We start from the raw sequence: 20,234 nt of genomic DNA on the forward strand, positions 1-20,234 counted from the left end.
TGCAGGCGGCGGGTTCAAAGGCGCAGGGGTATATTTAAAACTTATACCATCATCGAAAAACAGTATTTCCTTCATCTTCTTCCAAAAGCATAGACTTCAGTCACAGCAGTTTCGGTGAACGGATTGTTGTGAAGACCGCTACCACGGTCATTTTGTCTGGCAGTAACGCATCGTACCCGGTGCAGTAATGGCAGGCGATATCTGAATAAACATTTTGGAGACAGACATGGAATCCCGTTCGGCAGCCGGGCTTGCTGGATTGTCGATCCTGCCAGACGTGGCAGGACAGACAGTCCAGGAGCTAGCAACTCACACTTCCGCAGCACCATCCTCTTCCGTATCTTCCGGCACTGCATTGGCCCCGGTCAGTCTGGACGACAAATATACGGCGACTTCCGGTTCGATCTTCCTGTCAGGTATCCAGGCGCTGGTGCGCTTGCCTTTATTGCAATACCTGCGCGATCAGAAGCTCGGACTGAATACCGCGGGCTTCATTTCCGGCTATCGCGGTTCGCCATTGGGCGGTCTCGACGAAGCCTTGTGGAAGGCCAAGCCGCATCTGGAAGCGCACAAGGTCAAATTCCAGCCCGGCACCAACGAAGACATGGCGGCGACCGCCGTCTGGGGGACGCAGCAGGTTGACCTGATCGGACCGGCCAAAGTCGACGGCGTATTCGCCATGTGGTACGGCAAGGGGCCCGGCGTGGACCGTTGCGGCGACGTGCTCAAGCACATGAACCATGCCGGCACCTCCGCCAAAGGCGGCGTCCTGCTGGTGGCGGGCGACGATCACGGAGCATACTCATCGACCTTGCCGCATCAGTCCGATCACATTTTCTCGGCATCGATGATTCCGATGCTGTATCCCTGCAACGTGCAGGAATACCTCGACCTCGGCCTGCATGGCTGGGCCATGTCGCGCTTCTCCGGCTGTACCGTGGGCTTCAAGGCGCTGGCCGACACCGTCGAGTCGAGCGCCTCGGTGGACGCCGATCCGTTCCGCGTCGAGATCAAATATCCGGCCGACTTCGTCATGCCTGAAGGTGGCCTCAACGCCCGTTTGTCGACCGACACGCTGGGCGTGCAGGCGCGCAAGCAGGAAGCGCTGATGCAGGATTACAAGATTTACGCCGCGCTCGCCTACGCGCGCGCGAACAAGCTCAACCGGGTGATGATCGACAGCCCCAAGGCGCGGCTGGGCATCATCGCCTCAGGCAAGTCCTATCTCGACGTGCTGGAAGCACTGAGCGAACTCGGCATCGATGAAGAGTTTGCCGCCGAGATCGGCCTGCGCCTGTTCAAGGTGTCGATGCCGTGGCCGCTGGAGCCGGAAGGCGTGCGCGAATTCGCGCAAGGCCTGGACGAGATTCTGGTGGTTGAAGAAAAGCGCCAGATGGTCGAATACCAGCTCAAGGAACAGCTCTACAACTGGCGCGACGACGTGCGTCCGCGCGTGATCGGTAAGTTCGACGAAAAGGGCGAATGGGTTGCGCCGCGCGGCGAGTGGCTACTGACTTCCAAGGCGGACTTCTCCGTCGCCCAGATCGCGCGCGTGATTGCAGCGCGCATTGCGCGTTTCCACACCAGCGACCTGATCAAGGCACGTCTGGCCTTTCTTGATGCCAAGGATGCAGTGCTGAACAAGGCCGTGAGCACGCCGCCGCGTCCGGCGTATTACTGCTCGGGTTGCCCGCACAATACCTCGACCAAGGTGCCGGAAGGCAGTTTTGCGCTGGCGGGTATCGGCTGTCACGTGATGGCGACGGCGATCTATCCGGAGTTCAACAAGCTGACCACCCATATGGGCGGCGAGGGCGGACCATGGATCGGGCAGGCGCCGTTTTCGCAAGTGCCGCATGTGTTCGCCAACCTTGGCGACGGCACTTATTTCCATTCGGGTTATCTGGCGATTCGCGCAGCGGTGGCGGCCAACGTCAACATGACCTACAAGATTCTGTACAACGATGCGGTCGCGATGACCGGCGGCCAGCCGGTTGACGGCACTACCTCGGTGCCGATGATTGCGCAGCAGATGGCGGCCGAAGGCATCAAGCACATCGCGCTGGTGAGTGAAGACATCAGCCGCTACAGCGATCGCTCCAATCTGCCGGCTCTGGTCACCATCCACGACCGCAAGGACATGGACGCCGTGCAACGGGACATGCGCGAGTTGCCGGGCGTGACCGTGATCATCTACGACCAGACCTGCGCCGCCGAGAAGCGTCGTCGCCGCAAAAAAGGCGAATATCCCGACCCGGATCAGCGCCTGTTCATCAACGAAGCCGTCTGCGAAGGCTGCGGCGACTGCGGCGTGCAATCGAACTGCACTTCGATCCTGCCGCTGGAAACCGAGTTCGGCCGCAAGCGCGCCATCGACCAGTCTTCGTGCAACAAGGACTACTCCTGCGTCAAGGGCTTTTGCCCAAGCTTCGTCACCGTCAGCGGCGGCAAGCTCAAGAAATCCAAAACCGGCGTCATCAAGAAGGACAGTATCGACGACTTCGGCGTGCTTCCCGAACCGGCGATCCCATCCTGCGACACGCCGTTCAACATCCTCATCAACGGCATCGGCGGCACCGGCGTCATTACCATCGGCGCGCTGATGGGCATGGCCGCGCATCTTGAAGGCAAGGGCGCATCGGTGCTGGACATGACCGGCATGTCGCAAAAGAACGGTTCGGTGACCTCGCATGTGCGCATCGCTCGCACGCCGCAAGCCATCCGTGCACAGCGCATCGCCACCGGCGAAGCTGATCTGATCCTCGGTTGCGACATGCTGACCGCCGGTTCGCACGATGCGATTTCCAAGATGCGTCCGGGGCGCACGCGCGCGGTCGTCAACGTGCATCAGCAACCGCCGGGCCAGTTCGCCAAGAATCCCGACTGGCAGTTCCCGTTTGAAGACGTCAAGGCGCTGATTCAGGAATCGGTCGACAATCAGGCCGATTTCATCGACGCGACGCGTCTGGCGACGGCCTTGATGGGCGACTCGATTGCGACCAACCTGTTCATGCTCGGCTACGCGTATCAACGCGGCGAGTTGCCGCTGACCGAAGCCGCCTTGCTGCGTGCCATCGAAATGAACGGCGTCGCCATCGAGTCCAACAAGACCAGCTTCCTGTGGGGCCGCCGCGCCGCCGTCGATCTGGCGCGTGTCGAACGCATCGCGGTGCCGGCGCAACCGGTCGTGATCCGCATGCCGGAAACGCTGGACAAGCTGATCAAGCGCCGCGTGGCTTTCCTGGCCGACTATCAGGATGCGGCATATGCAGAATCGTTCGCACGCTTCGTGGAACAGGTGCGCGAGAAGGAAGCCGCCCTGAATCTGGGCGACAAGCTCAGCATGGCGGTCGCGCGCAATCTGTCCAAGCTGATGGCTTACAAGGATGAGTACGAAGTCGCGCGTTTGTACACCGACGGCCGCTTCATGGAACAACTGAAGCAGCAGTTCGAAGGCGACTTCTCGCTGAGCTTCAACCTGGCGCCGCCGATGTTTTCGAAGAAGGATGCACAAGGCCGTCTGGTCAAGGCCAAATACGGTTCGTGGATGATGTCGGCGTTCAAGCTGCTGGCAAAGTTCAGGGGCCTGCGCGGTGGTGCGTTCGACGTCTTTGGCTATACGGAGGAGCGCAAGACCGAGCGTCGTCTGATCGCTGAATATCGCGAGACGGTGCTGTCGCTGCTGGATGGCCTGAGCGCGGACAAGCTGGCGCTGGCTGTCGAGATTGCGCAATTGCCCGAGCAAATTCGCGGCTACGGCCACGTCAAGGACAAGGCGCTCGTGCAGGCGCGCGGCAAGCAGGAAGAATTGCTGGCCCGCTATCGTGCTCCAGGCGATCTGGCTCAGAAGGTCAATATGGCGCAGGTGGCTGCCGCATGACGTTCAACTTCAATTCATAACGCCGTCGTCCCAGCGAAAGCTGGGACCCAGTGTCGTCAATACGCTCAATGTGCCTATATCTGAGCCGCTGAATACGCCGCTGGGTCTCGGTATTCGTCAGGACGACGCGATTATTTTTTACGTGGCAAGATGAAAAGCTGCTGCCGGCAAGCAATGTCATCCCGGCGACACCTTCACCCGCGCTTTTGCGTTAGTCTTTTGCCAAACACAAAATATACCTCAGGAGACAAACATGGATTTTGAACTGAACGAAGACCAACTGGCCTTCCAGGCCAGCGCGCGCGACTTCGCTGCCGGCGAGATGGCTCCTCATGCGGCAAAGTGGGACGAAGAATCACATTTTCCCGTTGATGTGATCGCCAAGGCCGGCGAACTCGGTTTCTGCGCGCTGTATACGCCGGAGGAAGTCGGCGGCATGGGACTCTCGCGTCTCGACGCCACCGTGGTGTTCGAAGAACTGGCGCATGCCTGTCCGTCGACCGCGGCCTTTCTGACCATTCACAACATGGTGAGCTGGATGATCGCCTCGTGGGCCACGCCGGAAGTCAAGGCGGCTTGGTGCGGCGACCTTGCCGTCGGCAAGAAAATCGGCTCTTACTGTCTGACCGAGCCGGGCTCAGGCTCCGACGCCGCCTCGCTCAAGACCACCGCGAAGCTGGTCGACGGTCACTACATCATCAACGGTTCCAAGGCCTTCATCTCGGGCGCGGGCGCGACCGATGTACTGGTGCTCATGGCGCGCACCGGCGGTGATGGCGCCAAGGGTATTTCCGCCATTGTCGTGCCGGCCAACACGCCCGGCATCAGCTACGGCAAGAAAGAAGTCAAGATGGGCTGGAACAGCCAGCCTACGCGCACCATCAGCTTCGACAACGTCAAGGTGCCGGCCAATCACTTGCTGGGGCAGGAAGGCGAAGGCTTCAAGTTCGCCATGAAGGGGCTCGACGGCGGTCGCATCAACATTGCCACCTGTTCCGTCGGCGCTGCGCAGGCAGCGCTGGATGCCGCGCATGCTTACATGAAAGAGCGCAAGCAGTTCGGCCGTCCGATTGCTGACTTCCAGGCGCTGCAATTCAAGCTGGCCGACATGCAGACCGAACTGGTCGCGGCGCGCCAGATGGTGCGCCTGGCTGCGGTCAAGCTCGACTCCAGATCGCCGAACGCCACCACTTACTGCGCGATGGCAAAACGTTTCGCCACCGATCTCGGCTTCAAGATCTGCAACGAAGCGCTGCAGATCCATGGCGGCTACGGCTACATCCGTGAGTATCCGCTGGAACGCTATTTCCGTGACGTGCGCGTGCATCAGATTCTGGAAGGCACCAATGAAATCATGCGCGTGATCATCGCGCGTCATTTGCTCAACAATGAATCCAACGAGGATATTCGATGACCAGTTATACCAATTTGCGTCTTGAAGTTGTCGGCCATACCGCAGTCGTCACGCTCGCCAATCCGCCTGCCAATACCTGGACGCGCGAAGGCCTGATCGACCTCAAGCGTCTCGTCACCGACCTCAACAATAACCACAACATCTACAGCATGGTGGTCACCGGCGAGGGAGAGAAATTCTTTTCCGCCGGCGCTGACCTGAAACTGTTCGCCGATGGCGACAAGGCGCTGGCGCGTGAAATGGCACGCCGTTTCGGTGAAGCCTTCGAGACGCTGAGCGGTTTTCGGGGCGTGTCGATTGCGGCGGTCAACGGCTACGCCATGGGCGGCGGACTGGAATGTGCTTTGGCCTGCGACATCCGCATCGCCGAAGCGCAGGCGCAGATGGCCTTGCCGGAAGCCTCGGTCGGTTTGCTGCCGTGCGCAGGCGGCACGCAATTGCTGCCGTGGCTGGTCGGTGAAGGTTGGGCCAAGCGCATGATTTTGTGCGGCGAGCGGGTCAATGCCGAGACGGCACTGCGCATCGGCCTGGTGGAAGAAGTCGTGCCGCAAGGCCAGGCAAAGCAACGCGCGCTGGAACTGGCCAAGCAAGTCGACAAGCAAAGCCCATCCAGCGTGACCGCGAGCAAGAAGCTGATCCAGGGCGCGCGCCACCATCCTTTGGCAACGACCTTGCCGGTGGAGCGCGAACTGTTCATCGATCTGTTCGACACGCAGGATCAGAAAGAAGGCGTCAACGCCTTCCTGCAGAAACGTGCAGCCGAATGGAAGAATGCCTGATATCTGACAGCCCGCCGTCAGATCGAAGGGGGAGCAATAAACAAAGCCGGAAGCAAATACTTCCGGCTTTTTTTATTGCCGTTGCGGTTTATCGGCGAGGCTTCATTGCTTGTCAAAAAATCAAGCCGGGGAACTGTCGTCCCTCAATGGCGATCATCTTGTTTATTACAGACATGCATAAACAGGAGTTGCCGATGGAGTTGCCATTTCTTAACGGTGTGGAGCCGGGACCTTTGCAGTCGGGGCTGATCGTCGCTGCTGCCGCCCTGGTGGCGGTGGTGATCGCTGTCATCCTGCATCGCATCGGTATCCTGCTGGTACGCAAACTGGTGCGCAATCGTCCGTATACTACCAACGTCACGCGCATTGCATTTCGCGCCAGCCAGGTCTGCGTCGCCTTGTTCGCCATCCGGGTGGTGTTGACCGCTGCGCCCGACGACGTGCCTGGATTGCGGTCTCTGTCTTATCTCTGCACGGTAGCGTTGATTCTCGCGCTGACCTGGTTCGTCATGAAATGTATCGAGTCGGTCAGTGCCACGGTGATCCAGCTCAATCCCTACGACATTGCCGACAACCTCAAGGCGCGCCGCATCCTGACGCAGACGCGCGTGCTGACGCGCAGCGCGTATTTCATCGTCGGTTTGCTGGGGTTTTCGTTCGTGTTGCTGACCTTGCCGGGCGCGCGTCAATTCGGCGCGAGTTTGCTGGCATCGGCAGGCGTAGCCGGTCTGGTCGCGGGTATTGCGGCGCGGCCGGTACTGGGGAATTTCATTGCCGGTTTGCAGATTGCGTTCTCACAACCGATACGCATCGATGACGTGCTGATCGTCAATGGTGAATGGGGCAGGGTGGAAGAGATCACCGGTACCTTTGTCGTCGTGCGGATCTGGGATGAACGGCGCATGATCGTGCCGTTGCAGTGGTTCATTGAAAACCCGTTTGAAAACTGGACACACACCTCTTCGACCATCTTGGGTACGGTTTTTCTGTGGTTGGATTTTTGCTTGCCGGTGGAGAAGCTGCGTGCCGAATTTGAGCGCGTCTGCAAGCAGGCGCCGCAGTGGGATGGCCGGGTCTGCGTCTTGCAGGTCACCGACGTCAGCGACCGGGCGATGCAGATCCGCATGCTGGTCAGCGCGCAAAACTCGGGCAATGCTTTTGATTTGCGCTGTGCGATTCGTGAATCGATGATCGCCTTCATTGCGCGGGATTATCCGCAAGCCCTGCCGAGATTGCGTTCAGCCATTGATCCGGTGGAGATTGGTGCGACATCCGATCGGAGTGGAAGCGTTGCCGATCGTCCCGATGAAATCATCGACGGCTCGCCGCGTCAGGCGTGATCCGTCACTCGGGCGGGGTTTCGCGACCGGCGGACACTTTGACCTTGTCCGTGTCTTCCGATGCGATCAGCAAGGTGTAGGCGCCGGCGCGAAGGTGAAATTTCAAGGCCTTGTGGATCCCGGCGCAGCGCAGGCCATGATTGAAAGTGAGCGGTTCCAGCGTCGTCTTGCCGTTGGTGTCGTCGATAACATCCATCCATGCAGGCGAATCGGCGGCGATCCAGTAATCGCCTTCGGTCTCGATACGCCAGCTGTAGCGGTTGGTGAAGCGCATCGTTTTCTTCGACTTGATCGCCAGCTTGCCATATTTCGTTTCAGCTTGGGGCAGCTGCAACAGCAGGAGCGTCACCGGGACGAAGCCGTCGCTGAACGCTGGCGTGGTTTCGGTGCGCGCATTGGTCCATTGCGCTTGCATGGCGCCGATGACCGGGTTGGTGCTGACGCAGGCTTCTTGCGCATGGGCGGCAGAGGCCAGCAGCGACAGCGCGAATGAGAAACTGAGCGACAAGCGGAGGACCGATGTTTTCATCATGGCGGCAGAAGAAATTGGGGGACAGTGGAGAATAATATAACGTCGGCGCTGCACCGGGCGCAATATCGTTTTATCCTGCATGCAACAACGTTCTTCAGTCTTTCAACGCCGCCAGAATGCGCCGTTTCAGGTGAATTCAGCGTGAATCACCTATACTTTGCGGCTTCGTAAAATAATGCAAAGAACCTCCGCGCTCACAGTCTGATGTGGCGTACAGAAAGCCGTAAAACAATGCAGCAATCATCACCAGATCAATCCGGTCAATCCAGCTTGCGCGACCCGCAGCAGGGTTTTCTCCTGACCCGGCACTGGCGCGACACGCCGGCCGGGACGGAGGTTGAATTTTGGCTGGCGACGGACGAGGGGCCGCGGCTGGTGCGTTTGCCGGTGCAAAAGTCGGTGGCGTTCATCCCGGCGGAGCAGCGCGAGCAAGCGGAAAAGGTATTGCGCAATGAGCGCAACTACGAATTGCGGCCGCTGCAACTGACGGACTTTCAGCATCGTCCCATACTCGGCTTGTACTGCGAGCAGCACCGGCAACTGATGAAGCTCGACAAGCTGCTCCGGGAATATGGTATCAGCGTCTACGAAGCCGATATCCGTCCGCCCGAGCGCTATCTGATGGAGCGCTTCATCACGGCGCCGGTGCAGTTCAGCGGCGCCGTCGGCAGCTTAGTCGGCCGCGCCAATGAGCCATTGCTCAACGTGCAGCTTAAACCCGCGCCCGATTATCGTCCGCAACTGAAGCTGGTGTCGCTGGACATTGAAACCACCATGCACGGCGATCTCTATTCGATTGCACTGGAAGGCTGCGGACAGCGGCAAGTCTACATGCTCGGTCCGCCGAACGGTGACGCGTCCGGCATCGATTTCGACATGGAGTATTGCGACAGCCGTCAGCTGATGCTGGAGAAGCTCAATCAGTGGATGGTGCAGCACGATCCGGATGTCATCATCGGCTGGAATGTGGTGCAGTTCGACCTGCGCGTATTGCGGGAACATGCCGAGCGTTTCAAGACGCCGCTGCGCTTCGGCCGCGACGGCAGCGAGCTGGAGTGGCGCGAGCACGGTTACAACGAGAACCATTACTTCGCTTCAGCCGCAGGGCGTCTGATCATCGACGGCATCGAATCCCTGCGCGCGGCGACATGGAATTTCCCGTCCTTCAGCCTGGAATCGGTGGCGCAGACGTTGCTCGGCGAAGGCAAGGCAATTACCAACGCGTATCAGCGCATGGACGAGATCGACCGCCGCTTCGCGGAAGACAAGCCGGCGCTGGCGACCTATAACCTCAAGGATTGCGAACTGGTTACGCGGATTTTCGCCAAGACGCAACTGCTGGACTTCATGCTGGAGCGTGCTTCGGTGACCGGCTTGCCGGCTGACCGCACCGGCGGTTCGGTGGCGGCGTTCAGCCATCTGTACATACCGCACATGCACCGCCAGGGCTTCGTCGCGCCGAATCTGGGCGACACGCCGCCGGACTCCAGTCCTGGCGGGTTCGTCATGGATTCGCAGGCGGGCCTGTACGATTCGGTGCTGGTGCTGGATTACAAGAGCCTGTATCCGTCCATCATCCGCACCTTCCTGATTGATCCGGTCGGCTTGGTTGAGGGGCTGGCGCATCCGGATGATGCCGATTCGGTACCGGGATTCCGCGGCGCGCGCTTCTCGCGCACCAAGCACAGCCTGCCGGCCATCATCGCCAAAATCTGGCAAGGCCGCGAAATCGCCAAGCGCCAGCAAAATAAGCCTCTGTCGCAGGCGCTGAAAATCATCATGAACTCGCTGTACGGCGTACTCGGCGCAACCATCTGCCGGTTCTTCGATGCGCGGCTGGCGTCATCGATCACCATGCGCGGCCACGAAATCATGCATCGCACCCGGGAGCTGATCGAAGCGCAAGGCTATGAGGTGATTTACGGCGACACCGACTCCACTTTTGTCTGGCTGAAATCGGCGCACGGCGAGCAGGAGGCCGATGCCATCGGCAACGCTCTGGTGAAGCACGTCAACGACTGGTGGCGCGTTCATCTGCAGGAGCAGTACGGGCTGGAGAATGCGCTGGAGCTGGAATACGAAACGCATTACCGCCGTTTCCTCATGCCCAATGTGCGCGGCACCGACTTCGGCAGCAAGAAGCGCTACGCCGGCATGATCGTCAAACCGGACGGCAGCGAGGAAATGGTCTACAAAGGACTGGAAACCGTGCGCACCGACTGGACGCCGCTGGCGCAGCAGTTCCAGCAGGAGCTGTATCAGCGCATCTTCCGGCGCGAGCCTTACCAGGCCTACCTGCGCGACTATGTGGCAAGCACGTTGCGCGGCGAACGCGACGACGCACTGGTATACCGCAAACGGCTGCGGCGACCGTTGGATGCCTACGAGCGCAACGTGCCGCCGCATGTGCGCGCGGCGCGTATGGCGGATGACTTTAACCGTGAACAGGGACGGCCGTTGCAATACCAGAACCGCGGCTGGATCAGCTACGTCATGACCACTGCCGGACCGGAGCCGCTGGAAATCCCTGAGATGCGCCGTTCGGCGATCGACTACGACCACTACGTGACGCGGCAACTGCAACCGGTGGCGGATGCCATCCTGCCATTTTTGCAGGATGACTTTGCGGCGCTGGTGACGGGGCAGAAAGAGTTGTTCTGATAATTTCACCTTGCTGTTGTTCATGGAAATAATCATTCCATTGAATGCCAGCCGCAAGACAGGTAGCGTAGAGCGCTACCGCAGCAGATTTCGCAAGGTGTTCGACTATATTGGCGATCTGTCGGCAGAGCGGCTGAGCGTTGTGGCGTCGTTCTCCAAATATCCTGTGCGAGGGTTTGAGCTTGTTCAGGAGAGGGTCGGGTTGCGGGCTTACAATGGATCCTCATTCTTCATCATGAAGGTCAGCGCATGAGTTTGTCAGGCAAGATAATGATGGTGGCCGTTCTGGCGGTGCTGCTCGGCGGCGGATTGATTGCCTGTTCGCCGTTGAAGGCACTCAATGCAATCACGACGACGTCGACTTACGAGAAGACCAGTGATCTGCGCTATGGCGACAACCCGCGGCAGCAGCTTGATGTGTATGTGCCGTTGCAGTCCGCGACCATGCCTGCGCCGGCAGCAGGTCGCCCGGTGGTGGTATTTTTCTACGGCGGCAGCTGGAATGACGGCAGCCGCAAAGACTATGCCTTCGTCGGCGAGGCACTGAGTTCGCGCGGGTTTATCGTGGTCGTGGCGGACTATCGCGTCTACCCGGAGGTGAGGTATCCGGAGTTTATTAAAGACAGCGCGCAGGCTGTTGCATGGACTTTTCAACGCATTCAGGGATATGGCGGGGATCTGAAGCGCGTCTTTGTCATGGGGCATAGCGCGGGTGCTTACAACGCCGCGATGGTGGCGTTGGACGCACGCTGGTTGAAGGCAGTCGGCATGTCGCCGCAGCAGTTGCGGGGCTGGATCGGGCTGGCCGGCCCTTATGATTTTCTGCCGATTGAAAATCCTGATGTCAAACCTGTGTTCTGGTTTCCCGATTCTCCACCGGATTCGCAGCCTGTCAGGCATGTCGATGGCGACAGTCCGGCAGCCTTGCTGATTGCCTCGCACAAGGACAAGATTGTCAATGCCGTGCGTAATACCGGTGGTATGGCGCAACTATTGCGCGACCATGGTGTGCCTGTTGAGGAAATTTACTTCGACAACACGACGCACGCGACCCTGGTGGTGAGCCTGGCGCGCCCGTTCCGCAATCTGGCGCCGACGCTGGATCGCGTCACCGATTTTATTGAAAATACACCGTCCAGATAAGCCACGCTACGTGGAACGTGGGGATACAGCGAATGATGCCGGAACGAAAAACTGCCGAACACCTGCTATCAGTACAAGAACAACTGGTTGCGCGCGAGCCGATTTTTCATCGTCCCGAGTTTGGTGCTACCCGTGCCGATTTCGAAGCGATGATGGCGGACGAGTTTTGGGAAACCGGCGCTTCCGGACAGCGTTATAGCAAGCAATTTATCCTTGACACTCTGGTGGCGCGTCATATAAACCGTCATGCCGAGGCGCATGAGGATCTTTGGGAGACTTCGGATTTCTATTGTCAGGAAATTGCGCCAGATCATTTCTTGCTCACCTATACCCTTACACAAGGCGCACGCGTCACGCTGCGCACAACATTGTGGCGACGACAGGCTGCACGCTGGCTGATCGTCTATCACCAGGGCACGCTCACACAAAGCTGAGTGGTTCTCCGGGAAATTCCGGGGCCCACCGTCTGACGCACTTGCAATGGTTTCTCTGACGAGCGCATGCGAGGCGGTCCGACTTCATTTTCAGGAGGATGCTTCTAAGATGGTTCTACGCCGGGCGTCTTGCAGCGGCGAATACTATCTGAGGAGAATCATATGAAGAAGCAACTCGCAATGATGGCAATGATTGGCGTGTTTTCGCTGGGAGCGCATGCTCAGACCAAGGCCGGCGGCGGTGACGGCGATGACAAATCCGGTCCGGCCAATACAACGGCGACGACAGTTCCTGCGGCCAATTCGATGGGACAATCACACGCAAGTAAGGCGAGCGATCGCAAGCAGAAGCGTGCTGCCGATCAGGGCGCGAAGATGCCATCTTCCGGTGGCGATGGTGATGACAAATCCGGTCCGGGCAACACCAGCAATTCCACCGCCCGTGCCGCAGGCGCGCCGTCCAAGTAAAGACATCTTTGTAATTCTTTAAAGAGCACCTCTGTTCAGGCTGCAAACCATTCGTTGCCTCGTTGCTCGAATTCTTGCGTTGCAGTCTGAACGAATTTCCCTGTTTCGGTTTGCCAATGCATGCGTTCGACCGCAATGCGATGCGGCTCCACGCGCAATATATTGAAGGAGTTTGTTTCGCCGCGGCTGCGTGTCGAGGTGGCGGTGCCGGCTTGCACCACCAGGGCGGAATAGCCTGCAATGTCGTAGCGCCCGGCGCTGCTGCCGGCGGAGCTGGTATGGACGTGGCCGGCCAGCAGGAGGTCGGCGCCGCAGATGGCGAACGCGCGCATGGCCGGCAAGGCTTTGCCGACCAGGTCGTGATGCTGCGGACCGGGCGGCAGGTCGAAGGGATGATGCGTGACGATGATCTTCACGACATGATCGTCGACGGCGGCCAGTTCGCGGCGTGCCAGTTCAATCTGGCGATCATTGACGCGACCGTCCTTGATGGTGAGTGACCGCGCTGTGTTGATGCCGATTACGGCAATCTCTTCATCGATAAAAATCGGCTGCAACTGCTGTGTGATGTAACGGCGGTACTTCGTGAGCGGGCGGAAGAAGCGCGCCATCACGTTGAACAGCGGAACGTCATGGTTTCCCGGCACAACGATCTGCGGTTGCGGCAGGGCGTCGAGAAACTGGCGCGCTTCGCGGAATTGTTCTGACTTTGCACGTTGCGTAAGGTCGCCTGAAACGACGATCAGGTCCGGTGCGATCTCGTGTATCTGGGCGATGATCGGCGCAATCAGGGCTTCATTGATGCGGCCGAAATGCAGGTCGGAGAGGTGGACGATAGTGCGCATGATCAGGCCTCCTCGGTGGTGTTGACCGTTTCCGCAGGCACCATGACCTGCAGCGATGCCGGGCGGATGCGATAAAGCAGTGGCGTCTGCATGACATTGACCTCGCCATCGGTGGCGACGCGTAGCCGTTTGGCGCGGTGGTGGTGGGTTTCAATTTCTATTTCAGTGGTGCTGAGGATATCGAAGTCTCGCGCCTCTTTCAGTTTTCCGAACAGCGCATGCAGCGCCAGCCGCACCAGGCCGAGGCGGCCGGTGCGATGGCAGACGTAGAGACTGAGCTTGCCGTCGCACAGCGTTTTACGCGTGCCGATGTTGAGGCCGTCCATCAGGTATTCATTGTTGCCGATGAAGACGAAGGGCGTGCGCCGGCGATGTTCGACATCGCCGATGCGCAAGCGCACATCAAGAAAAGGATAACGCCGCAAGGCTTCCATGGCGGCCCAGCAGAAAGCCAGCCATTTGCCGCGTCCGAGGCGGCTTTGCTGCTTTTCGCGGTCCCGCACAATATCCGGATACAGACCCAGGCTGGAGTTGTTGATGAACAGGGTGCCGTTGACTTCAGCGGTATCGATCGCCAGCGCCCGGCCTTGGGCAACGGTACGGATGGCGTCTTCCAGCAGCAGGGGGATCTGCAGATCCTTGGCGAAGTGATTCAGCGTACCCAGCGGCAGTACGCCGAAGAGTGATTTGCTGCCGGCGACCATCGACGCGACCGCGTTGACGCTGCCGTCGCCGCCGCCGGCAACAACGATTTCCGCCCCTTGCCGTACGGCGCTCTCGGCCGCGCTGATGAGCTGGGCGCCGTCTTCGGCCAGGGTAACGTGTGCTTGTATATCGTAATGCTGGAAACCGTCGATGACGCGCTGTGCGAGTTCTTGTGCGTGGCCGCCGCCGGCGTGGGCGTTGATGATGACGGCAATGCTGCGGGACGATTCGGGCTTTACTGTCATGGGCGATTTGGAATGGTCAAATCAGTTGGAAGGCATTCGCGCCAATTGGTGCCGCTGTATTGTAAAAATAATCGTTGTCCAGAATGCAAACCATCCCCATCCCTCCAGCATGGCGGCGATCACGTCGCTGAAAAAATGCGCGCCCAGGTAGATGCGGCTCAGCCCCGTCAGCGCGGTCAGCGCAACGGCTGCCGCTACGATCGTCAAGCGTCGTTGCGCACCGGCCGGTTGCGTCGTCAGCCACGCGGCAAGCACACTGTAAAACAACGCCGCTCCGATCGTGTGCCCACTGGGAAAACTGTAACTGTGCAAGACCAGGATAGGCTGATCGAATTGCGGACGTACGCGCTGGAAGATGAATTTCAATCCATAGTTGAACAGCATGCCGCCCGGCACCGATACGATCAGCGTCAGTAGCCATACCCAGGCCTTGTCGCGTATCAGGCGCAACGCCAGTAAAGCGCTCATGGCAAGAATGCCGATGGTGCCGTGCAAGTGGGTGAAAGCCAGTATGGCTGCCGTCAGCGCACCCGATGCACGGGTGTGAAACCAGTCTGCTATCTGTTGGTCGAGGTCGGGCAAGGCGCCGGGACGAAGCGCGTGCAAGGCGATCAGCGCAAATAAGGCGGCGGTGCAGAGTACGGCCAGGATGCCGGTAGTCAGCGGCAGGCCCAGATAGTGATCGCGGGCCAGCCGGGCTCGCAGGAAGGATGGTTTGACTGTGTCTTGATTCGCCATGCGCTTACGTGGGAGTCCTTTGCTGCTTGTTTTCAACTGCAGTTCAGCAGGCCGGCGTACCCAGCGCGATCGAGCGCAGCGCGGGCAAATCCAGCAGTTCCAGATCGCGATGATTGACGTCGACGATGCCGTTTTTCTTGAAGTTGGAGAGCAGGCGGCTGACGCTCTCGACCGCCAGGCCGAGGTAGTTGCCGATTTCTTCGCGCGTCATGCGCAGCTGGAAGCGCGTGGCCGAGTAGCCGCGCGTTACATAGCGCGACGACAGATTGACCAGGAAGGCGGCGAGCTTTTGCTGCGCGCTCATGTTGTTGAGCGCCAGCATGACGCCTTGTTCGCGCGAGATTTCCTTGCTCATGATGCGGTGAAACTGGCGCAGCAAGACCGGCATGTCCTGGAATAATTCTTCCAACTGGCTGAACGGGATCTCGCAGACTTCGCTGTCCTCCAGCGCCACGGCTTCGCATTGATGGCGACCGGTGCCGATAGCGTCCATGCCGAGCAGTTCGCCCGCCATCTGGAAGCCGGTGATCTGCTGGCTGCCGTTGCTGTTCATCTGATAGGTCTTGAAGTGGCCCAGACGAATCGCATACAGCGTATTGAAGGTGTCGCCCATACGGTACAGGCTTTGGTCCCGCTTGACGCGGCGCCGGCGGCCGATGATCTGATCGAGGCGAAGCATGTCGGCTTCATCCAGGCCCATGGGCAGGCACAACTGATGCATGCTGCATGCAGCGCAACCGGCCTGAAGCGCCTGGACGGTAAGCACTGGTGCGGTCAGTACCGGCGCGGTATTGGTGGAACTGGACATACTGTTTTTTGCTCCCCGGGAATGACTTGCTGGTTTAGTAGCTTATTCAGTAGCTTACTTAATAATTACATAATATTGGTAAGAGTTTACTTGATTAGCTTGAGCACTTCCCGGAACAAAGGATGACGGCTGTCGCGCATCCACTCGAAAGCCACCATCTCCAGCGTCACCAGATGCGCACCGGCCTGCGCCAGACGGGTGAAGGCAGCATCGCGGTCGGCGATTTTGCGCGAACCGGTGGCATCCGTCACCACCCATACGCGATAGCCGTTCTGCAGCAGCGTCATGGCGGTCTGCAGCATGCAGACGTGTGCTTCGCAGCCGCTGATGACCACTTCCTTGCAGGCAGAAAGAAAAGCCGCCGGCAAGCCGTCGACGCAGGCGTCGAAATGCGTCTTGACCAGGGTGCGGTCGCACAGGCGCTTGATGTCGGGATGGTTTGCGCCCAGTTTATCGGGCGTCTGCTCGGTCGCAATGACCGGCAGGCCGAGCAGGCTGGCGATGGTTGCCAGGCGAATATTCTGCGCCAGCACCGTAGCGCCGTCGTGGATGGCCGGCATCAGTTTTTCCTGCACATCGATGATCAGCAAGGCGGATTCGTTGGCATTCATCAGCATAAGCACTCCTTAGGCATTCTTTGACATGTTTGTCCGCATGGCAGCATCGGACGCATTGGCAGGAATTGAAAGTTTTGTGTCATTGACGACATTCTGTGCGGATTCGACAATTTCACCCGAAGGTCCGTATCGGCGGATGTTGAGCTGTTGAGCCGGTTACCGCGGATCGCCGCTGATTTCAGCTTATTTCAGTAAAGGGATGGAACGTGAACTTGCCAGAATCACATCAAAAAAAGCATGATAGCCAGACTTCCTTACCCGAGGCTTATGAAACGGGTACCGTCAAAGCAGGGTATCGCAATGCCCGTATCTTGGCTATATGTCAGGGCTTGTTCACCTGCGCCATTTCGATTGACCTTACTCTGACCGCGCTGACCGGCTATCAGTTGGCTCCTGACAAGTCGCTGGCGACCTTGCCGTTTGCGCTGATCACGGTGGCCGGCGCGGTGGTGACGTGGTTTGCAGCCTTCCTGATCCAGCGGCTGGGACGGCGGCTCAGTTTTGCATTGGGTGCGCTGGCGGGGGTGATCGGAGGGGCGATTTCGGTGTGGTCGGTGTTTAATGGGCACTTCTGGAGTTTTTGTATCGGTACGGCGGGTGTCGGCGTTTTTCAGGCCTTTGCCCAGTACTACCGGCTGGCGGCAGCCGATGCCGTCGGGCCGGAACGCAAGAGCAAGGCGATTTCCACCGTACTCACTGGTGGCGTGATCGCGGCGGTGCTGGGACCGGCGCTGGCGGCGTGGAGCAAGGACTTGTTTCCGGCGGCCTTATTCTCCGGCGCGTATCTGATGGTGGCTTTGCTCAGCCTGCTGTCGATGATCGTGCTGCTGGCGTTTTACCGGGACGTGGAAAATACCGAGGTTGCCATCGACACCGCAACGTCCGCCCCGCAAGCGCCGGCACGTTCCACCGGCGAGATCGCGCGTCAGCCGGTGTTCGTCGCGGCGCTGGCCAACAATGTCGTTGGCTCGATGGTGATGATGTTCATCATGACCGCCGCACCCCTGGCTGCGGTAGCCTGTCATCACGGCATCAACGACGGCGCCAACATCATTCAGTGGCATCTGGTCGGGATGTATGCGCCGTCCTTCTTCGCCGGTCACCTGATCAAGCGTTTTGGACTGGGGCCGATTGTGCTCTGCGGCGTGCTGCTGAATCTGGCCTGCGCAGTAATCGCCATGGCGTCGACGACTTTGCCGGCGTTCTATGTCGCCTTGCTGTGCCTGGGTGTCGGCTGGAACTTCATGTTCGTCGGCGGCACGACGTTGCTGGCGCAATCCTATCGTCCCAATGAGCGCGCCAGGGCGCAGGGTCTGTCGGAATTTTTGCGCTATGCTGCTACCGCACTGGCAACGCTGGCGGCGGGGCCGCTGCTGGAGCATTACGGCTGGCAGGCGCTCAATATCGCCATCCTGCCTTTGCTGGCAGTCTGCGCAATTCTTAGTATCCGCTGGATGACGGCAAGCTCTGCGAAGACACTGGCGGCCTGATCACGCAGCGTCACACTCCGCATCATTTATTTCGGGTTTAACTTCTCGAATAGGGAACTCTCATGAAGCACGGTAAGACCTTGCGCATCGTCTTGTTGGCCTATCCGGGCATGAACCTGATCGACCTGAGCGGTCCGCTGCAAACCTTCGTCACGGCCAGCCGCACCGCGCTGTCTGCTGGTGTGAGCGAACCGCGGCCGCTGTACGAAGTACATGTGCTGTCCTCGCAAGGCGGGCCGTTGCTGACAGGTGCGGGTCTGACGGTGATGACCCAGCCGCTGGAAGCGTTTGAAGGGCAAAGCATGGATACGCTGATTGCGCCCGGCGGCAGCATCGGCGAAAGTTTTCAGGCCGATCCGGCCTTGGTTGCGTGGATAGTCCGTCATGCCGGCAAGGCGCGCCGGGTATGTTCCGTCTGTACCGGCGCATTCCTGCTCGCGGCTGCCGGACTGCTCAAAGGCAAGCGCGTGACCACGCACTGGGACTGGGCCTTGCGGCTGGAGCAGCAATATCCGGACATCGTCGTCGACCCTGAACCGATCTTCATTCGCGAGGGCGATATCTGGACCTCAGCCGGTGTCACGGCAGGTATCGATCTGGCGTTGGCATTGGTGGAAGAAGACTACGGCCACAAGGTCGCCATCGCGGCGGCGCGGCAACTGGTGATGTACATCAAGCGCCCAGGCGGACAGTCGCAATTCAGTGTGCCGCTGGTGTCGCAATCGTCCGAGAACGCGCGCTTCGCCGAACTGCACGCCTGGATCGCCTCCAACCTGAAAAACGACCTGCGCGTGGAAAACCTCGCCAATCGCGTCAACATGAGTCCGCGCACCTTCGCCCGCACCTATGTCGCCGAGCAAGGACGCACGCCGGCCAAGACGGTGGAAGCAATGCGCCTGGAAGCCGCCTGCCGCGCACTGGAAGAAACGGATTTACCGCTCAAGAGCATCGCCACCGAAACCGGCCACGGCGAAGAGCAGAATCTGCGGCGCGTGTTTCAGCGCCAGCTTGGTGTGAGTCCGGCGGAGTACCGCAGCCGGTTTTCAGCGCACTAGCATTAACAATCACTACTCAATGACGTTGATCCCATCCAGCGTCGTCAACGCCGCCAGCGAATCCAGCCACCATGACAACGCCGGACCCGCACGATAGTCGGGCCGGTAGACACACTGAATCGGCAGCGCCATGCCTTCCGGCGCGTGCTGCGAGGTCAGGATTCTGACCAGCTTGCCGTTTTGCAGATCATCTTTCACCACATGCTGCGGCATGTATCCCCAGCCCATGCCGGCGCGCAGCAGGGCGTGTTTGGTGCCGAGATCGCTCATGCGCCAGGACAGGCGGGAGTGCACCGAGAAGTCCTGGCGGGCCGTCAGCTCGCTGCGGTCGCTGAGCACCAGTTGCGTTTGTTGCGCCAGCAGCTTGTCCGGAATCCTTCCCTTGACTGCCGCCAGCGGATGCTGGGGCGAGACGACGCCGACCACCATCACACTGGGCAGGCTTACGCGCAGCAGATTGGGGGGCGTGGTGGGCAGGGTGCCGAGGATGCCGAGCATGGAGCGGCCGTCGAGTACACGTTCTGCCACTGCGCCCAGCGCTTCGATCTCAAGCCGCACCGTCACCGCCGGGAAGGCGTCGCGAAAGCGCCGCAGCAGATCCACCAGGCAGTCGGTGGGAAAGAATACGTCCACCGCCAGCGCCACTTCCAGTTCCTGCCCCTGCGCAAACGCGTTGGCGCGCACCTGCAGCGAATCCACCTGATCCAGTACCTGGCGCGCGTCGCGCAGCAAGGCTTCGCCGGCGTCGGTTAGTTGCGGGCGGTAGCCGCTGCGGTCGAACAAGGAGACATTGAGCTGGCTTTCCAGCGTGCCGATGGCGTAGCTGACCGCCGACTGGGCGCGGGCGAGGATGCGGGACGCCGCCAGAAAGCTGCCGCTGTCGGCAACCTGGACGAACACGCGCAACTGGTCGAGGGAGAAGCGTTCTATGTTCATGATGGCAACATTATCTATTTATTAGATATTGATTATAGAAAAATAATCAATTTCATGTGGCGCTTATTCGCATTATTCTGACTGTGCTTTCTGATTCATCTTAGTTTCAGAGTTTTAAAAGTTACTAACCAAACACATACGCCG

The 20,234-nt window shown here is 59.4% G+C and carries 18 protein-coding genes; 11 read left to right on the plus strand and 7 right to left on the minus strand.

Going from position 1 to position 20,234, the window contains the following annotated elements; genetic code table 11:
- Window positions 1–226 precede the first annotated feature (226 nt).
- The 4 genes from AC1RN6_RS12755 (at window position 227) to AC1RN6_RS12770 (ending at window position 7,413) form a co-directional block, all read left to right on the plus strand.
- Window positions 227–3,880, plus strand: coding sequence for an indolepyruvate ferredoxin oxidoreductase family protein (locus AC1RN6_RS12755; protein ID WP_493005751.1), 3,654 nt, complete (start codon window positions 227–229; stop codon window positions 3,878–3,880).
- A 253-nt stretch (window positions 3,881–4,133) separates the two neighbouring features.
- Window positions 4,134–5,294 (plus strand): acyl-CoA dehydrogenase family protein, encoded by a 1,161-nt coding sequence (locus tag AC1RN6_RS12760; protein ID WP_493005753.1) that lies wholly within the window; start codon window positions 4,134–4,136, stop codon window positions 5,292–5,294.
- Complete coding sequence (locus AC1RN6_RS12765; protein ID WP_493005755.1) at window positions 5,291–6,073, plus strand: enoyl-CoA hydratase; 783 nt, start codon at window positions 5,291–5,293, stop codon at window positions 6,071–6,073. Before AC1RN6_RS12760 ends, AC1RN6_RS12765 begins: the two co-directional genes overlap by 4 nt.
- Before the next feature lie 194 nt (window positions 6,074–6,267).
- Window positions 6,268–7,413 (plus strand): mechanosensitive ion channel family protein, encoded by a 1,146-nt coding sequence (locus AC1RN6_RS12770; protein ID WP_493005757.1) that lies wholly within the window; start codon window positions 6,268–6,270, stop codon window positions 7,411–7,413.
- A gap of 4 nt (window positions 7,414–7,417) precedes the next feature.
- Here the strand turns inward: AC1RN6_RS12770 and AC1RN6_RS12775 are convergent, their stop codons facing one another.
- Window positions 7,418–8,026: a hypothetical protein gene (locus AC1RN6_RS12775; protein ID WP_493005758.1), complete on the minus strand. Its 609-nt coding sequence runs from the start codon at window positions 8,024–8,026 to the stop codon at window positions 7,418–7,420.
- A 150-nt stretch (window positions 8,027–8,176) separates the two neighbouring features.
- On the opposite strand from AC1RN6_RS12775, the gene AC1RN6_RS12780 reads away from it, so the two are divergent.
- From AC1RN6_RS12780 to AC1RN6_RS12800, 5 genes are all read left to right on the plus strand, one after another.
- Window positions 8,177–10,606 (plus strand): DNA polymerase II, encoded by a 2,430-nt coding sequence (locus tag AC1RN6_RS12780; RefSeq protein WP_493005759.1) that lies wholly within the window; start codon window positions 8,177–8,179, stop codon window positions 10,604–10,606.
- Between the two features lie 22 nt (window positions 10,607–10,628).
- Window positions 10,629–10,859, plus strand: coding sequence for a hypothetical protein (locus AC1RN6_RS12785; RefSeq protein ID WP_493005760.1), 231 nt, complete (start codon window positions 10,629–10,631; stop codon window positions 10,857–10,859).
- A complete protein-coding gene (locus AC1RN6_RS12790; RefSeq protein WP_493005763.1) occupies window positions 10,856–11,749 on the plus strand; it encodes an alpha/beta hydrolase in 894 nt (297 codons plus the stop codon). Before AC1RN6_RS12785 ends, AC1RN6_RS12790 begins: the two co-directional genes overlap by 4 nt.
- Window positions 11,750–11,781: 32 nt before the next feature.
- Window positions 11,782–12,183 carry a nuclear transport factor 2 family protein gene (locus AC1RN6_RS12795; RefSeq protein WP_493005764.1) on the plus strand — a complete coding sequence of 134 codons (402 nt, stop codon included), beginning with the start codon at window positions 11,782–11,784 and terminating at the stop codon, window positions 12,181–12,183.
- Between the two features lie 162 nt (window positions 12,184–12,345).
- Window positions 12,346–12,651: a hypothetical protein gene (locus tag AC1RN6_RS12800; RefSeq protein WP_493005765.1), complete on the plus strand. Its 306-nt coding sequence runs from the start codon at window positions 12,346–12,348 to the stop codon at window positions 12,649–12,651.
- A gap of 35 nt (window positions 12,652–12,686) precedes the next feature.
- Here the strand turns inward: AC1RN6_RS12800 and AC1RN6_RS12805 are convergent, their stop codons facing one another.
- The 5 genes from AC1RN6_RS12805 to AC1RN6_RS12825 all read right to left on the minus strand — a co-directional run bounded on the left by AC1RN6_RS12805 (window position 12,687) and on the right by AC1RN6_RS12825 (window position 16,609).
- Window positions 12,687–13,496, minus strand: coding sequence for a metallophosphoesterase family protein (locus AC1RN6_RS12805; protein WP_493005767.1), 810 nt, complete (start codon window positions 13,494–13,496; stop codon window positions 12,687–12,689).
- Between the two features lie 2 nt (window positions 13,497–13,498).
- Entirely contained in the window at window positions 13,499–14,446 is a 948-nt protein-coding gene (locus tag AC1RN6_RS12810) for a diacylglycerol/lipid kinase family protein (RefSeq protein WP_493005768.1), read from the minus strand.
- A 21-nt stretch (window positions 14,447–14,467) separates the two neighbouring features.
- Window positions 14,468–15,184: a phosphatase PAP2 family protein gene (locus tag AC1RN6_RS12815; RefSeq protein ID WP_493005770.1), complete on the minus strand. Its 717-nt coding sequence runs from the start codon at window positions 15,182–15,184 to the stop codon at window positions 14,468–14,470.
- 43 nt (window positions 15,185–15,227) lie between these two features.
- Entirely contained in the window at window positions 15,228–15,992 is a 765-nt protein-coding gene (gene fnr / locus AC1RN6_RS12820) for a fumarate/nitrate reduction transcriptional regulator Fnr (RefSeq protein ID WP_493005772.1), read from the minus strand.
- A gap of 86 nt (window positions 15,993–16,078) precedes the next feature.
- Complete coding sequence (locus tag AC1RN6_RS12825; protein WP_493005773.1) at window positions 16,079–16,609, minus strand: isochorismatase family protein; 531 nt, start codon at window positions 16,607–16,609, stop codon at window positions 16,079–16,081.
- Window positions 16,610–16,920: 311 nt separating this feature from the next.
- Between AC1RN6_RS12825 and AC1RN6_RS12830 the strand changes: the two genes are divergently transcribed.
- Both AC1RN6_RS12830 and AC1RN6_RS12835 read left to right on the plus strand, forming a co-directional pair.
- Complete coding sequence (locus AC1RN6_RS12830) at window positions 16,921–18,099, plus strand: MFS transporter (RefSeq protein WP_493005774.1); 1,179 nt, start codon at window positions 16,921–16,923, stop codon at window positions 18,097–18,099.
- 80 nt (window positions 18,100–18,179) lie between these two features.
- Window positions 18,180–19,154 carry a GlxA family transcriptional regulator gene (locus AC1RN6_RS12835; RefSeq protein ID WP_493005900.1) on the plus strand — a complete coding sequence of 325 codons (975 nt, stop codon included), beginning with the start codon at window positions 18,180–18,182 and terminating at the stop codon, window positions 19,152–19,154.
- Between the two features lie 12 nt (window positions 19,155–19,166).
- Here the strand turns inward: AC1RN6_RS12835 and AC1RN6_RS12840 are convergent, their stop codons facing one another.
- On the minus strand, window positions 19,167–20,090 hold the full coding sequence (locus tag AC1RN6_RS12840) for a LysR family transcriptional regulator (RefSeq protein ID WP_493005776.1): 924 nt from the start codon (window positions 20,088–20,090) through the stop codon (window positions 19,167–19,169).
- Window positions 20,091–20,234: the final 144 nt, after the last annotated feature.

The sequence above is a fragment of the Herbaspirillum sp. GW822-FHT03A08 genome (assembly GCF_058801885.1).

Excerpts from the sequence above, each read along its gene's own strand:
- AC1RN6_RS12755 (WP_493005751.1), top strand. The coding sequence starts at position 227 with ATGGAATCCCGTTCGGCAGCCGGGCTTGCTGGATTGTCGATCCTGCCA.
- AC1RN6_RS12760 (WP_493005753.1), top strand. The coding sequence starts at position 4,134 with ATGGATTTTGAACTGAACGAAGACCAACTGGCCTTCCAGGCCAGCGCG.
- AC1RN6_RS12765 (WP_493005755.1), top strand. The coding sequence starts at position 5,291 with ATGACCAGTTATACCAATTTGCGTCTTGAAGTTGTCGGCCATACCGCA.
- AC1RN6_RS12770 (WP_493005757.1), top strand. The coding sequence starts at position 6,268 with ATGGAGTTGCCATTTCTTAACGGTGTGGAGCCGGGACCTTTGCAGTCG.
- AC1RN6_RS12775 (WP_493005758.1), bottom strand. The coding sequence starts at position 8,026 with ATGCAGGATAAAACGATATTGCGCCCGGTGCAGCGCCGACGTTATATT.
- AC1RN6_RS12780 (WP_493005759.1), top strand. The coding sequence starts at position 8,177 with ATGCAGCAATCATCACCAGATCAATCCGGTCAATCCAGCTTGCGCGAC.
- AC1RN6_RS12785 (WP_493005760.1), top strand. The coding sequence starts at position 10,629 with ATGGAAATAATCATTCCATTGAATGCCAGCCGCAAGACAGGTAGCGTA.
- AC1RN6_RS12790 (WP_493005763.1), top strand. The coding sequence starts at position 10,856 with ATGAGTTTGTCAGGCAAGATAATGATGGTGGCCGTTCTGGCGGTGCTG.
- AC1RN6_RS12795 (WP_493005764.1), top strand. The coding sequence starts at position 11,782 with ATGATGCCGGAACGAAAAACTGCCGAACACCTGCTATCAGTACAAGAA.
- AC1RN6_RS12800 (WP_493005765.1), top strand. The coding sequence starts at position 12,346 with ATGAAGAAGCAACTCGCAATGATGGCAATGATTGGCGTGTTTTCGCTG.
- AC1RN6_RS12805 (WP_493005767.1), bottom strand. The coding sequence starts at position 13,496 with ATGCGCACTATCGTCCACCTCTCCGACCTGCATTTCGGCCGCATCAAT.
- AC1RN6_RS12810 (WP_493005768.1), bottom strand. The coding sequence starts at position 14,446 with ATGACAGTAAAGCCCGAATCGTCCCGCAGCATTGCCGTCATCATCAAC.
- AC1RN6_RS12815 (WP_493005770.1), bottom strand. The coding sequence starts at position 15,184 with ATGGCGAATCAAGACACAGTCAAACCATCCTTCCTGCGAGCCCGGCTG.
- fnr (WP_493005772.1), bottom strand. The coding sequence starts at position 15,992 with ATGTCCAGTTCCACCAATACCGCGCCGGTACTGACCGCACCAGTGCTT.
- AC1RN6_RS12825 (WP_493005773.1), bottom strand. The coding sequence starts at position 16,609 with ATGCTGATGAATGCCAACGAATCCGCCTTGCTGATCATCGATGTGCAG.
- AC1RN6_RS12840 (WP_493005776.1), bottom strand. The coding sequence starts at position 20,090 with ATGAACATAGAACGCTTCTCCCTCGACCAGTTGCGCGTGTTCGTCCAG.